Origin of the sequence: Opitutus terrae PB90-1 (genome assembly GCF_000019965.1) — a bacterium.
GTDB classification, from domain to species: domain Bacteria; phylum Verrucomicrobiota; class Verrucomicrobiia; order Opitutales; family Opitutaceae; genus Opitutus; species Opitutus terrae.
In genome coordinates, this window is sequence record NC_010571.1 from 911,424 (window position 1) to 924,183 (window position 12,760).

Sequence of the window (12,760 nt, forward strand, 5' to 3'; positions counted from 1 at the left end):
GCCGGGTCGCGGCCGATGTCACGGAATGACCGGGAGCGCACGGACAAACCCGGTCCGACAGTCCGACTCCGCGCAGATTTTGTCCGGTTTCAGCGATCCGCGTGGTGCGCCAAATTATGAGCAGTGGCCGCCAACACCTGCGCGGCAGCTCCCGGAACGCGGCTGTAGAGTAATTCCGCCCCGCAGGTACGGACCACCGTCCCGTCGGCACTTTCAACTATGAACGACCTCGCCTCGACAGACCTGATCTACCTGATCGCCTTTTGCGCAGGTGGACTGGCTTTTGCGTTCGGGCCTTTTGTCCTCGTCTACTTTCTCGCGCCTCGCTGGACCCGCAATACCATCCAGAAAACCGGCCAGGCCATCGAATGCGGCATGGACCCGATCGGCGACGCCTGGATCCGTTACAGCGCGGTCTACTATCTTTACGCGTTGGTCTTCGTCGCGTTCGCGGTCGACGTCCTTTTCCTGATCCCGGTCGCGCTCGTCTACAACCGGGTGTTTGCCGTCCGTGACTTCGTTGAGCTCACCCTCTTCGTCGGCGTCCTCTCGCTGGTGGTCGTTTACGCCTGGAAGAAAGGAATCTTCGCATGGAATCGCCGCTAACCCCCTCGGCGCAGCCCGCTCCGATGCCTTCCCTGGTCGCCGCGACGGGCCCGTCGACGCCGGAGATTCCGCCCGAGGTCTCCCAGATCGCCCGGTTCGCCAAACTTGATGACCTGCTGGCACTCGGCCGCGCGAACTCTCTCTGGCCGCTCACGTTCGGCCTCGCCTGCTGCGCGATCGAGATGATGGCCGCCGGCATGGCGCGGTTCGACATCTCCCGCTTCGGGGCCGAGGTCTTCCGGCCGTCGCCGCGGCAAGCCGACGTCATGATCGTCGCCGGCACCGTGAACAAGAAAATGGCTCCCGCGGTGAAGCTGCTCTACGACCAGATGCTCGAGCCGAAGTGGGTCATCGCGATGGGCCAGTGCGCGATCTCAGGCGGGCCATTCAAGTATCCCGGCCAATACGCCGTCGTCGAAGGCGTCGACCAGCTTTTCCCCGTGGACGTTTACGTGCCTGGCTGCCCGCCGCGCCCGGAAGCGCTGATCGAGGGCATCCTGAAGCTGGAAGAGAAAATCACCGGCAAGCGCCGCTTCCCGGTCGCGCAACTGAAAGAATGAAACCCTCGCTCGAGCTTCTTTCCCAACAGTTCACGGCGCTGATCGGCCCGGAAGCATTCGCCAAAGCCGAAGCGGCCATCGCCGCGCACAAGGCCGCGGCCGCGGAGGCAGCCGCCAAAGCAGCTGCTGCGGCCAAGGCCGCCGCCGAAGCCGCTGCCGCGAAAGCCGCAGCAGCCGCCGCCGCGCCGAAGCCAGTTGCCCCTGCTGCGACGCCCGCGGCCGCGTCTGCCGTGGCTCTTGGCGCCGCGCTCGCTGAGCCCGGCAAGCCGGGGTCGCCGACCCCGGCTACAGCACCCAAGCCCGTCGCTGCACCCGTCGCTGCCGTTAAGCCCGCCGCACCGGCCGCCTCGGCTCCCCGTCCGGCTGCACCTGCGGCAGCAGCCGCGCCGAAGCCCGCCACGCCCGCACTGCCACCGCCGCCTCCGCTTCCGCTGCAGAAAACCAATCGCGCCGAAAAAGGCTTCGACCTCGACGCCGCCGTTGCGCCCGACCAAGTCGTCCCCGCTGCCCAGTTGCTCGATGCGCAGGGCTTCGGACTCGATGCGGTGACCGGCGTCGACTGGATCGCACAGAACGAGATGGAGGTCGTCTACGATTTCTTCCATCCGACCGAGCAGCTCCGCGTCGTCGTTCGCACCCGCGTGCCACGCGCGAATCCTGAGTTGCCCACGATCTCGACCGTGTTCCCGGGCGCCAACTGGCACGAACGCGAAACGCACGACTTTTTCGGGATCCGCTTCGCCGGACATCCCCAACTCACGCCGTTCCTCCTGCCCGAGGACGCCGACTTTCATCCGCTGCGGAAGGACTACAACCCGTGATCGCTTCCAAAGAATCGAATTCCGCGGCGACGCCCGCGACCTCCGCGCCGACGCTCCGGACCACCGCTGAAATTGCGGCCACCGCCGCGATGGGCCACGCCCCGCACGAGACGTTCACGATCAACCTCGGCCCGCAGCATCCCGCCGCGCACGGCGTGTTGCGCGTGCTGATGCGGATGGACGGCGAGTGGGTCGAGAACGCCGAGCCCGTCATCGGCTACATCCACCGGATGCACGAAAAGATGGGCGAGAACCGCACGTGGGCGAAGTTTCTCCCCAACACCAGCCGCATCGATTACCTCTCCGCCATGCACTACACCCACGCGTGGGTGGGTGTCGTGGAACGCGGACTGAAAATCGAGGTGCCCGAGCGCGCCGAATACATCCGTGTCATCACCTCCGAGCTCAACCGGATCGCCAGTCACCAGGTGTGGTGGGGCGCCTTGCTGCTCGATCTCGGCGGATTCACGCCGATCCTCTACGCCTTCGACGACCGGGAAAAAATCCTCGATCTGCTCGAGGGACTCTGCGGCGCGCGGCTGACCTACTGCTATTACCGGTTCGGCGGACTCTACAACGACGCCGACGACGATTTTCTCAAGGGCACGCGTGAGTTCGTGAAGTACATGCGGCCGCGGCTGAAGATGTACCGCGACCTCGTCACGGACAACGTGATCCTCCGCCAGCGGCTCACTGGCATCGGCCCGATCAGCGCCGACACGTGCCGGAAATACGGCGCAACTGGTCCGGTGATCCGCGGCTCCGGCGTCGCCTACGACGTCCGTCGCGCCGAGCCGTATTCGGTTTATCCGAAGCTGCAGTTCAAGATTCCGACCTACCCCGAGTGCGACTCGATGGCCCGCTACCTCGTGCGCATGGACGAAATGGAGGAGAGTCTGAACATCATCGAGCAGTGTCTGGATCTGATCCAGCCCGGTCCGTTCATGGCGCCGAAGGTTCCGCGCGTGATCCGACTCCCCGCCGGCGACTACACCTACGCCGTCGAAGCAGCCCGCGGCCGGTTCATGGTTCGCGTCGTCAGTGACGGCAAGGAGAACCCCTACCGCGCCCGGCTGCGCACGCCGTCCTTCGGCAACCTTAGCCTCTTCGAGGAAACCAGCCGCGGCATGCTGCTGCCCGACGCGCTCGCGATGATGGGCAGCCTCGACCTCGTCATTCCTGACATCGACCGCTAACCGCTCATGAGCCTGACCTTCCTGGGCCAAGAGCCCATCCGCATTCTGCTCTACCTCGTCGGTGTCTGCGCCTTCGTCGGCCTCAACGCCGCCTACCTCGTCCTCGCCGAGCGCAAGGGCGCCGGCTGGATCCAGCGCCGCCCGGGCCCGAACGAAGCCGGCTGGGCCGGCATTCTCCAACCGCTCGCCGACGGCCTGAAGCTGCTCGCGAAGCAGGTGATGACTCCTCCCGGCACGGACAAGCTCCTCTACCGCGCCGCGCCGCTGATGGTGATGGCGCCGCCGTTGATGTGTCTGGTCACGATTCCCTTCGGCGAACACCTCGTCGCGAACAACCTCAGCTACGGGCTGCTCTTCGTCTTCTCCTTCGGCTCGATCAATGTGATGGCGCTGATGCTCGGCGGCTGGGCCTCGCGCAACAAATACGCCATCATCTCCTCCGCCCGCGTCGTCTCGCAAAACATCGCTTACGAGATCCCGATGCTGCTCGTCGTCATCACGCTTCTGATGATGACCGGCACGATGGACCTGCAGGAGCTGATCAAGCAGCAGGCCGGCGGATTCTGGAACTGGAACATCCTGAAAGTCTGGGTGAACCCGCTGATGCCGGTGACGTTCGTCATCTATTTCACCTGCATGTTGGCCGAGACTAACCGCGCGCCGTTCGACATGGCGGAGGCCGAAAGCGAGCTCGTCGCCGGCGCCTTCACCGAATACGGCGGCATGGGCTTCGGCGTCTTCTTCATGGCCGAATACGCCAACATCGTCGTCGGCTGCAGCCTCGCCGCGGTGCTGTTCCTCGGCGGCTGGCAAAGCCCGATCGGCGTCCTCTCGGGCGGACTGTGGGGCACCGCTTGGTTCCTCCTGAAAGTCTACGCCCTCGTTCTGACGGTAATCTGGGTCCGGTGGACATTCCCGCGCACGCAATTCTACCGGCTGCTCAACCTTTCCTGGAAAATCCTCATCCCCCTCTCGCTGCTCACGCTCCTGCTGACCGGCGCGATGCTGAAACTGCCGCTGCTCTGGCAGAACTGACACCATGGGCCTTTTCACTGCCATTCGCGACGTCCTTTCCGGTTTCAAAAGCCTGCTGATCGGCATGCGGATCACCGGCCGCGAGGCCGCGAAACCGATCCTCACCGTTCAGTATCCGCGCGAGACGCTGAAGATGCCCGCGCGCTTCCGCGGCCACATCCAGCTGATCCTCGATCCGGAAACCGGCAAGCCGCGCTGCACCGCGTGTACGCTGTGCGAGAAAGCCTGCCCGAGCGAGTGCATCGACCTCGACGGCCTCCGCCGCGAAGGCGACAAGAAGAAGTCGGTCTCGAAATACATGCTCGATTTCACGAAGTGCAGCCTCTGCGGCTCCTGCGTGGAAGTCTGCCCGAGCGACGCGATCGAGTTTTCCAAGCAATACAACGTCGTCAGCCTCGGCCGCGAGCAGTTCGCCCAGATGGATCTCTACGCGAAAGTTGAAGCCGAGGCGCAAGCCTGGGCCGCCGCGCATCCGACCCCGCCGGCGCCGCCGACCCCGGCGACACCGCAGCCCGCCGTCACTCCCGCGGCCAGCATCGCGCCGAAAGCCTCATGAACGCCTTTCCTTTCGCCTCCTACATCGTCGCCGCGGTGTTCGCACTGGCCATTGGTACCACGCTCGCCGGCGCGCTGATCGCCGTCAGCAGCCAGCGCATCATTCGCGCCGTCACCGGACTGATGATCTGCTGCGTCGGACTCGCCGGACTCTACTATTTTCTGAACAGCCCGTTTCTCGCGCTGATGGAGATCCTGATCTACGTCGGCGCCGTCTGCGTCACGATCGTGTTCGGTGTCATGCTCGCCGAGCCGGATTGGCCGGTGAACCTCAAGCACCCGCGCGCGTTCCACAAGACGCTGCTCGCTGCACTGGTCAGCGCGGCGATCGGCGGCGGACTCGCCGGACTGGCGCTCCACGCGCCGTGGCCCGCACAGCCGGTGCAGACCGTCAACGACGGCTCCGTCGCTGCGATCGGCACCTCCCTCCTGACGACCTACAGCTTCGTCTTCGAACTCATCTCGCTCGTGCTGCTGGTCGCGATTCTCGGCGCCCTGGTCATCGCCCGCGCCGGTCGCAGCCGCACCGTCACCGGGCTCGGCACCTTCGCGGATGAAAATGCCCGAGCCGCCGAATCGATTACCAACCACTCCGCAGCCGACGCTCAGGCGCTCGAGGAGGTCCGTCGATGAATCTGAATCCTCTCACCGTCCATCAACAACCCGCGATCTACCTCGTACTCGCCGCGCTGCTGCTGGCGATCGGGATCTTCGGGCTGCTCCGCCGCCGCACGCTGATCGGCATGCTGATCTCCGGCGAAATCATCTTCGCCGCCGCCTCCCTGAATATCATGGCGGTAAATCGCTTCTTTTCGCCGGATCCCGCGGCGGGCCAGATTTTCGTCCTCTTCATCATGGGCCTCGCCGCCGCCGAGGTGGCGATCGCGCTCAGCATCATCATCGCCGTTTACCGCAACTACCGGTCGATCGGGACCGGGGCGATCTCGCACCTGAAAGGCTGACGCTTCGTGGAATCCGTCTCCGATATCCGCCTTCTCTTCGCCGTCCTGGCGCCGCTCGTCGGCGCCGGGCTCGTCATGGCGTTCGGGAAGAAACCCAACCTGCGCGAGTCGATCTCCGTCCTCGCGGCCGTCACGCTGTGCGGACTGGTGCTGTCGCTGGTGCCTTCGGTGCGCTCGGGCACGACCGCGCACTACACGCTCTTCGAGCTGATTCCCGCCGACGTCGCGGCAAACTTCACCGTCGCGCCCCAAGCCACCGCGCTCACGATCGCGCTGCGCGCCGACGCGCTGTCGATGATCTTCGCCGTCGTCGCGTCGTTCCTCTGGATCCTCGCGGTGTTCTACTCGGCCGGCTACATGCGCGGACTGCAGGAACACGCCCAGACCCGCTTCAACGTCTGCTTCGCGCTCGCGCTGTTCGGCGCCATCGGCTGCGCCTTCGCCGACAATCTTCTCACGCTCTACCTCTTCTACGAGATCGTCAGCGTCTCCACCTACCCGCTCGTCGCGCATCATCAGGACGAGGAAGGCTACGAGGGCGGCCGCAAGTACCTGACCTACCTGACGACCACCGCGAAGGCGCTCGTCTTCCCCGCGATCGTTCTGATCTTCGTCCTCTCCGGCACGCTCGATTTCGCCGGCAACGCGCACACCGGCATCATCCCCGCCACGGTCCAGCACGGCGTCACCACCGCGCTCTACATCGCCTGCCTGCTCGGCTTCGCGAAGAACGGCGTCATGCCTTTCCACCACTGGCTGCCCGGCGCGATGGTCGCGCCGACGCCCGTCAGCGCGCTGCTCCATGCCGTCGCCGTCGTGAAGGTCGGCGTGTTCTCCACCGTCCGCGTGATGCTCTACGTCTTCGGCGTCGACACGATGGACGCGCTGAACCTCGGCATCCCCACCGCCTACTTCGTGTCAATCACGATCCTGGTCGCCTCGATCATCGCGCTCTCGAAGGACAATCTCAAAACCCGGCTCGCCTACTCCACGGTCAGCCAGCTGTCCTACATCATTCTCGGCGTCGCCCTGCTGACGCCCACGGCGGTGGCCGGCGGGCTGTTCCACATCGCCGCGCACGCGTTCGCGAAGATCACCCTCTTCTTCTGCGCCGGCGCGATCTACGTCGCCACGCACAAGAAATATATTTCCGAGATGAGCGGACTGGGCCGCGTGATGCCGTGGACGTTCGGCGCCTTCGCGCTCGCCTCGCTCAGCATGATCGGCGTGCCGCCGGTCGGCGGGTTCACCTCGAAGCTCTACCTCCTGGTCGGTTCGCTCGACGCCGGCGCGATCGGCATCCTCGTGGTCCTGATCGCCAGCACGCTGCTCAACGCCGCTTACTTCGCGCCGGTCGTTTACCAAGCCTTTTTCGGCAAGCCGCCCGCCCCGATGCCCGAGGCCGAGCGGATTCCCGCGCCCGAGTTGGTCGCCGCAGGACATGAGCACGATGACGCGCCGGCCGCTGCGCACGCCACGCACGGCGCCGCCCATGGTCACACGGCTCCGGCTCCGAAGGGCGGCGAGGCCCCGCTCGCGATGGTGATCCCGCTCTGCCTCACCGCGGTGCTTTCCGTTCTCCTCGGGTTCTACCCCGACTTTTTCATGCAGTTCGCCGCTGCGGTGCTGCCATGAAAAACCGCCAAAGTAGCGAGCATCACGCCCGCGCTGACCGGCCTACTCGCTACCCGCTACTCTTCCGCGCCATGCTCCTCCGTCTGATCGAATTTCTCCGCGCCCACCTCAAGGCCGTGATCTACGCCTCGCTCGGCGTGCTCGCGCTCGTGGCGCTGATCGACGTGTTCGTCGACAAGCACCACGCGCACACCCGCATCGAGCATATCCCCGCGTTCTGGTCCGTGTTCGGCTTCATCGCCTGCGTGCTGATCGTTCTTCTCTCCAAAGCCTTCGGCCACGCCGGAATCATGACCCGCGAGGACTACTACGATGAGTGAGTTCTGGATTCATCCTTCGCTGATCCTGATCGTCGGCGCGCTGGCGCTGCCGCTGATCCCGGCCGCGCTGAAACGCGGCTGGTTGCTGCTCGTGCCGATCGCCGCGTTCGCGCGGATCCTGGCGATGAGCCACGGCACGTTCGCCGAGGTCAACTTCCTCCAGTTCACGCTCACCTTCGGCCGCGTCGACGCGCTGAGCAGCGTCTTCGGCTACATCATGGGCCTGATGGCGATCATCGGCTCGCTGTTCGGCCTGCACGTAAAGCGCGACACCGAACACATGGCCGCGTGGACCTACGTGGCCGGCTCGCTCGGCGCGATCTTCGCCGGCGATCTGCTCACGCTGTTTCTCTTCTGGGAAATCATGGCGTTCTCGTCCGTGTTCCTGATCTGGTTCCGCGGCCGCCAGGAATCGCTCGCCTCGGGCTATCGCTATCTGCTCGTCCATGTCGCGGGCGGCGTCTCACTGCTCGCCGGCATTATCCTGCACTACGCGGCGACGCACAGCTTCGCGTTCAACCTCTTCAACGTCGAAAACCTCCAGCTCGCCGACTGGCTCATCCTCATCGGCTTCCTGGTCAACGCCGCCGTCCCGCCGCTGCACGCCTGGCTGCCCGACGCCTACGGTGAGGCGACGTTCAACGGCTCGGTGTTCATGTGCGCGTTCACGACGAAGACCGCCGTCTACGCCCTGATTCGCGGCTTCGCCGGCACCGACATCCTCATCGCGCTCGGCGTCGTGATGGCGCTCTACGGTGTTGTCTACGCGGTGCTCGAAAACGACAGCCGCCGGCTGCTCGCCTACCACATCATCAGTCAGGTCGGCTACATGGTCGCCGGCGTCGGGCTCGGCACCGAGCTCGCGATCAACGGCGCCGTCGCGCATGCCTTCGCGCACATCCTCTACAAGGGCCTGCTCTTCATGGGCTGCGGCTCCGTGCTCTACATGACCGGCAAGAGCAAGTTCACCGAACTCGGTGGACTCTACCAGAAGATGCCGTGGACTTTCCTCTTCACGCTGATCGGCGGTCTCTCCATCTCCGCGTTCCCGCTCTTTAGCGGCTTCGTCAGCAAGTCGATGATCGTCGCCGCCGGGTTCGAAGATCACAAGCTGTGGGTCGGCTTCCTGCTGATGCTCGCCTCCGCCGGTACCTTCCTCCACACCGGCCTGAAGGTTCCGTATTTCATCTGGTTCGGCAAAAACAACTGCGCGCCCGAGACCTGGCAGCGCGCGAAGGAGCCGCCCGCGAACATGATCGCCGCCATGGCGATCACCTCGTTCCTCTGCATCTTCATCGGCTGCTACACGCCGTATCTCTACAAGATGCTGCCGTATGCCGTGCCGTATGAGCCCTACACGGCTTACCACGTCTCCGAGACGCTGCAGATCCTCCTCTTCACCGGACTCGGCTTCTTCCTGCTGATCAAGAAACTCGCCCCGGAAGCCAAGATCAGCCTCGACCTCGACTGGCCGTATCGGATGGGCGGACGCGCCTTCCTGTGGATCGCCCGCAAGCCCGTGCAGCTCGTCGACAACGCGGTCGGAGAGATCTACCGCGCCGGCGGCATCGTCCCGCTGATGCGCTCCGCCAATCTGGTGAACCGCTTCGACAACGTCGTGATCGACGGCGTGGTCGACGGCATCGCGTCGGCGATCGGCGGCATCGGCGCCCGGCTGCGTCGCGCCCAGCGCGGCGCGCTCCAGGAAAACCTCGCGCTCACCTTCGGCGCCGCCGCGGTGGTGGTCATCGCGCTCGTCATCTTCCTCTGATGCCCCGCCCGTTATCCATCGCCGAAGCAGCGCCAATCTCCGACTGGCGCACTGCCGGTCAAAGACCGGCTCTACCCGGAAATTTTGCCTAATGCCTCTCGATTCCGCCAACATCGGCTTTCCGTTCCTCAGCGTGCTGATCTTCAGCCCGGTGGCCGCCGTCGCTGTCCTCGCGTTCCTCCGCAACGAGAACCTGCAACGCTGGTGGACCTTCGCGTTCACCACCGCGCTCGGGCTCTTCTCGCTCGCGCTGCTGCCGCGCTTTAATACCGACACGCACGCCTTCCAGTTCGTCGAGCACGCCGCCTGGGTCCCCGCGCTCAAGATCAATTACACGCTCGGCGTCGACGGCATCAGCATCCTCCTTGTCTGGCTCACCACGCTGATCACGCCACTCTGCGTGCTCGCCTCGTGGAACTACATCAAGACGCGCGTGAAGGAGTTCATGATCGCGCTGCTGCTGATGGAAACCACCATGGTCGGCGTCTTCAGCGCGCTCGATGGCGTGCTCTTCTTCGCGTTCTGGGAATCGATGCTGATCCCGATGGCGCTGATGATCGGCGTGTGGGGCGGCCCGCGGCGGATCTACGCCTCCCTGAAGTTCTTCGTCTACACGATGGCCGGCTCGGTCTTCCTGCTGGTCGCGCTGATCGCGATGCGGCTGCAAACCGGCACGTTCAGCATTCCGGACACGATGGGCCATCCGTTCTCCGACGGCTTCCAAGCCTGGGTCTTCGCCGCGTTCTTCATTTCCTTCGCGATCAAGGTCCCGATGTTCCCGTTCCACACGTGGCTACCCGCCGCGCACGTGGAGGCGCCGACCGCCGGCTCCGTGCTGCTCGCCAGCGTGCTGCTGAAGATGGGCGCCTACGGTTTCCTGCGGTTCGCGCTGCCGATCACGCCGCATGCCGTGCATACCTTCGCGCCGTATGTCATGTGGCTCTCCGTCGCCGCGATCCTCTACGGCGGTTTCGCCGCGCTCGCGCAGACCGACCTGAAAAAACTCGTCGCCTACTCCAGCGTCGCGCACATGGGCTTTGCGACGCTCGGTATTTTCGCGCTCAACGCCGCCGGCGTCGAAGGCGCGACCCTCGTCCTCATCAACCACGGCGTCACCACCGGCGGCCTCTTCATGGTCGTCGGCCTCATCTACGAGCGGCTCCACACGCGCGATCTCGCGGCCGCGTCAGGCATCGGCAAACACATGCCGGTTTTCGCCTTCTGCTACGGACTCTTCTGCCTCTCGTCACTCGCGTTCCCCGGCACCAACAGCTTCGTCGGCGAGTTCCTCGTGATGGCCGGCGGTTTCTCGGTTTCGAAACTCCTCGTCGTCTGCGCCGTGCCCGGCATCGTCGCCGCCGCGGCTTACAACCTGCGCATGCTCCAGAAACTCGCGTGGGGCGGCGTCAACAACCCGAAGCACCCCGCACTCGCCGATCTGAACGTCCGCGAGATCGCGATGTTCGCCCCGCTCGTGGTGTTCGTCTTCTGGATCGGGCTGCAGCCCGCGCCGTTCATGAAGATCATGCACGCCAGCGTGCTCAACCTGCTCCAGCAGGCTAACGCCGTCGCCCCGCAGGTCGCCTCGCTGCCATGAACACCAAGTCAGACCTCACAGGAGATCGCAGAGATCGCAGAGCACGCAGAGTCGCGGCCCGCTGTGTTTCTCTCTGCTCCCTCTGCGTCCTCCTGTCGAACCGGTTTGAGCAAGAAGCTTTCCGTCAGTCATGACCTCCTTCGTCTCTTTTCTGCCTGAGCTCGTGCTCCTCGCCGGCGCGCTGGCGCTGTTCGTCGTCACGCTCGGCCAAAACAACGTCCGGCTCGCGCGGATCCTCTCCGTCGCCACCGCCTCGGGCGTGCTGGTCGCTGCCCTCGCCACGGTCAATCACTCCGCGGTCCTCTTCAGCGGCGCGTATCGCGTCGACGCCTTTTCGCAGCTCCTGAAAATCGCGATCGCCTTCGGCTATCTCTGCGTCGGCATCCTGAGCGGACAACTCCGCGACATTCGCGGCGAGGCCAAGCCCGAATACTTCCTCTTCCTCGCACTGAGCATGACCGGACTGCTCGCGCTGGTCAGCAGCATTGACGTGATCACGCTGATCATCGCGCTCGAGCTCTCGTCCTTCCCGCTCTACCTGATGGTCGCCATGCGCCGCGAGCGCGAGGGCCAGCGCGTGCAGATGGAGTCGGCGATCAAATACATCATGTTCGGCATCGCCGCGAACGGCGTGATGTTCTTCGGCTTCGGCTATCTCTACGGCCTGACCGGCTCGACCTCGCTGCCCGTAATCCTCGAAAAGCTTCCGCCGCTGCTCAGCTCGCCGCTGGCGGTCACCGGGCTCGCGCTCACGCTCGCCGGCTTCCTCTACAAACTCGCCGTCTTCCCGTTTCATTTCTGGACGCCTGACGTTTACCAGGGCTCCTCCAACGAAACCGCCAGCCTGATCGCCTCGCTGCCGAAGCTCGGCGCGGTTGCCGTGCTCGTCCGGTTCGTCTCGCTCGCCGCACCCGGCCACGAAACGCTCGCCACGCTGCTCACCTGCCTCGCGATCGCGTCGATGGTTTACGGCAACCTGATCGCGCTGGTCCAAACCGACCTCAAGCGGCTGCTCGGTTTCTCCGGCATCGCGCACGCCGGCTACGTGATGGTCGGGTTCGTGGCGATGGACAACTTCGGTTTCGCCTCCGCGCTCTACTACATCGCTGGCTACATGCTGATGGTCCTGGCCTGCTTCGTCGTCGTCTGTCAGGTCTCGCGCGACGGCGCCAATGTCGCGATCACCGAGCTCGCCGGGCTGCACAAACGCTCGCCGCTGCTCGCCGTCACGCTGATTGTTGGTGTATTCGCGTTGGCCGGCGTCCCGCCGTTCGTCGGGTTCATGGCCAAGCTGAACCTGCTCACGTCCGCCTGGCAGGCCGGCCACACCGCACTGGTGGTGCTGACCGTGATCAACTCCGCGATCGCGATCTACTACTATCTCCAGATCGTCCGCGCCGCGTTCTTCGCCGAATCCGACGCCCAGCCCGCGCCGATCGCGCTCACGCCGTCAATGTCCGCCCTCTGCGTGTTGCTGATCGTCGCGATCACGCTGCTCGGTGTCGCGCCCGCCTTCACGATCGACGCGATCACGAACTCGCTCGCGACCATCTCGACCGTCTCCTCGTAGCCGCAATCGGGTGGAGGAACCCGGCGTCCCCGCCGGGCTGACTTTCGCGCGAGGAAATGGCCGGCAAACCAACCCACCACGGATTGCACGCGCCGGCGGCGATCCTCGCCGCCGGGCTAGAGCTTCCGCCTG

General features: G+C 65.0%; 13 protein-coding genes. All 13 read left to right on the top strand.

What is annotated here, in order from left to right; translation table 11 throughout:
- The first annotated feature begins 219 nt into the window (after window positions 1–219).
- The 13 genes from OTER_RS03760 (at window position 220) to OTER_RS03820 (ending at window position 12,628) form a co-directional block, all read left to right on the top strand.
- A complete protein-coding gene (locus OTER_RS03760; RefSeq protein WP_012373570.1) occupies window positions 220–606 on the top strand; it encodes an NADH-quinone oxidoreductase subunit A in 387 nt (128 codons plus the stop codon).
- A 23-nt stretch (window positions 607–629) separates the two neighbouring features.
- A complete protein-coding gene (locus tag OTER_RS03765) occupies window positions 630–1,166 on the top strand; it encodes an NADH-quinone oxidoreductase subunit NuoB (RefSeq protein WP_083767602.1) in 537 nt (178 codons plus the stop codon).
- A complete protein-coding gene (locus tag OTER_RS26475; RefSeq protein WP_012373572.1) occupies window positions 1,163–1,987 on the top strand; it encodes an NADH-quinone oxidoreductase subunit C in 825 nt (274 codons plus the stop codon). Before OTER_RS03765 ends, OTER_RS26475 begins: the two co-directional genes overlap by 4 nt.
- Window positions 1,984–3,183, top strand: coding sequence for an NADH-quinone oxidoreductase subunit D (locus tag OTER_RS03775; protein ID WP_012373573.1), 1,200 nt, complete (start codon window positions 1,984–1,986; stop codon window positions 3,181–3,183). Before OTER_RS26475 ends, OTER_RS03775 begins: the two co-directional genes overlap by 4 nt.
- Window positions 3,184–3,189: 6 nt before the next feature.
- Complete coding sequence (locus tag OTER_RS03780) at window positions 3,190–4,218, top strand: complex I subunit 1/NuoH family protein (protein WP_012373574.1); 1,029 nt, start codon at window positions 3,190–3,192, stop codon at window positions 4,216–4,218.
- A 4-nt stretch (window positions 4,219–4,222) separates the two neighbouring features.
- On the top strand, window positions 4,223–4,774 hold the full coding sequence (locus tag OTER_RS03785; RefSeq protein ID WP_012373575.1) for a NuoI/complex I 23 kDa subunit family protein: 552 nt from the start codon (window positions 4,223–4,225) through the stop codon (window positions 4,772–4,774).
- Window positions 4,771–5,406, top strand: a complete 636-nt coding sequence (locus tag OTER_RS03790) for an NADH-quinone oxidoreductase subunit J family protein (RefSeq protein WP_012373576.1) — start codon at window positions 4,771–4,773, stop codon at window positions 5,404–5,406. The genes OTER_RS03785 and OTER_RS03790 overlap by 4 nt, the downstream gene beginning before the upstream one ends.
- Complete coding sequence (gene nuoK, locus OTER_RS03795) at window positions 5,403–5,735, top strand: NADH-quinone oxidoreductase subunit NuoK (RefSeq protein ID WP_012373577.1); 333 nt, start codon at window positions 5,403–5,405, stop codon at window positions 5,733–5,735. Before OTER_RS03790 ends, nuoK begins: the two co-directional genes overlap by 4 nt.
- Before the next feature lie 6 nt (window positions 5,736–5,741).
- Window positions 5,742–7,370: a monovalent cation/H+ antiporter subunit D family protein gene (locus tag OTER_RS03800; RefSeq protein WP_012373578.1), complete on the top strand. Its 1,629-nt coding sequence runs from the start codon at window positions 5,742–5,744 to the stop codon at window positions 7,368–7,370.
- A gap of 71 nt (window positions 7,371–7,441) precedes the next feature.
- Complete coding sequence (locus OTER_RS03805) at window positions 7,442–7,690, top strand: hypothetical protein (RefSeq protein ID WP_012373579.1); 249 nt, start codon at window positions 7,442–7,444, stop codon at window positions 7,688–7,690.
- Complete coding sequence (locus OTER_RS03810; protein WP_012373580.1) at window positions 7,683–9,461, top strand: Na(+)/H(+) antiporter subunit D; 1,779 nt, start codon at window positions 7,683–7,685, stop codon at window positions 9,459–9,461. Before OTER_RS03805 ends, OTER_RS03810 begins: the two co-directional genes overlap by 8 nt.
- 91 nt (window positions 9,462–9,552) lie before the next feature.
- The gene (locus OTER_RS03815) at window positions 9,553–11,058 is read left to right on the top strand and encodes a complex I subunit 4 family protein (protein ID WP_012373581.1); all 1,506 of its coding nucleotides are present in this window, start codon (window positions 9,553–9,555) and stop codon (window positions 11,056–11,058) included.
- Window positions 11,059–11,188: 130 nt separating this feature from the next.
- Window positions 11,189–12,628, top strand: a complete 1,440-nt coding sequence (locus OTER_RS03820) for an NADH-quinone oxidoreductase subunit N (RefSeq protein ID WP_012373582.1) — start codon at window positions 11,189–11,191, stop codon at window positions 12,626–12,628.
- Window positions 12,629–12,760 lie beyond the last annotated feature (132 nt).

What these genes read in the sequence shown, in the direction of transcription:
- OTER_RS03760 (WP_012373570.1), top strand. Translation starts at nt 220, where the DNA reads ATGAACGACCTCGCCTCGACAGACCTGATCTACCTGATCGCCTTTTGC.
- OTER_RS03765 (WP_083767602.1), top strand. Translation starts at nt 630, where the DNA reads ATGCCTTCCCTGGTCGCCGCGACGGGCCCGTCGACGCCGGAGATTCCG.
- OTER_RS26475 (WP_012373572.1), top strand. Translation starts at nt 1,163, where the DNA reads ATGAAACCCTCGCTCGAGCTTCTTTCCCAACAGTTCACGGCGCTGATC.
- OTER_RS03780 (WP_012373574.1), top strand. Translation starts at nt 3,190, where the DNA reads ATGAGCCTGACCTTCCTGGGCCAAGAGCCCATCCGCATTCTGCTCTAC.
- OTER_RS03785 (WP_012373575.1), top strand. Translation starts at nt 4,223, where the DNA reads ATGGGCCTTTTCACTGCCATTCGCGACGTCCTTTCCGGTTTCAAAAGC.
- OTER_RS03790 (WP_012373576.1), top strand. Translation starts at nt 4,771, where the DNA reads ATGAACGCCTTTCCTTTCGCCTCCTACATCGTCGCCGCGGTGTTCGCA.
- nuoK (WP_012373577.1), top strand. Translation starts at nt 5,403, where the DNA reads ATGAATCTGAATCCTCTCACCGTCCATCAACAACCCGCGATCTACCTC.
- OTER_RS03805 (WP_012373579.1), top strand. Translation starts at nt 7,442, where the DNA reads ATGCTCCTCCGTCTGATCGAATTTCTCCGCGCCCACCTCAAGGCCGTG.
- OTER_RS03810 (WP_012373580.1), top strand. Translation starts at nt 7,683, where the DNA reads ATGAGTGAGTTCTGGATTCATCCTTCGCTGATCCTGATCGTCGGCGCG.
- OTER_RS03815 (WP_012373581.1), top strand. Translation starts at nt 9,553, where the DNA reads ATGCCTCTCGATTCCGCCAACATCGGCTTTCCGTTCCTCAGCGTGCTG.
- OTER_RS03820 (WP_012373582.1), top strand. Translation starts at nt 11,189, where the DNA reads ATGACCTCCTTCGTCTCTTTTCTGCCTGAGCTCGTGCTCCTCGCCGGC.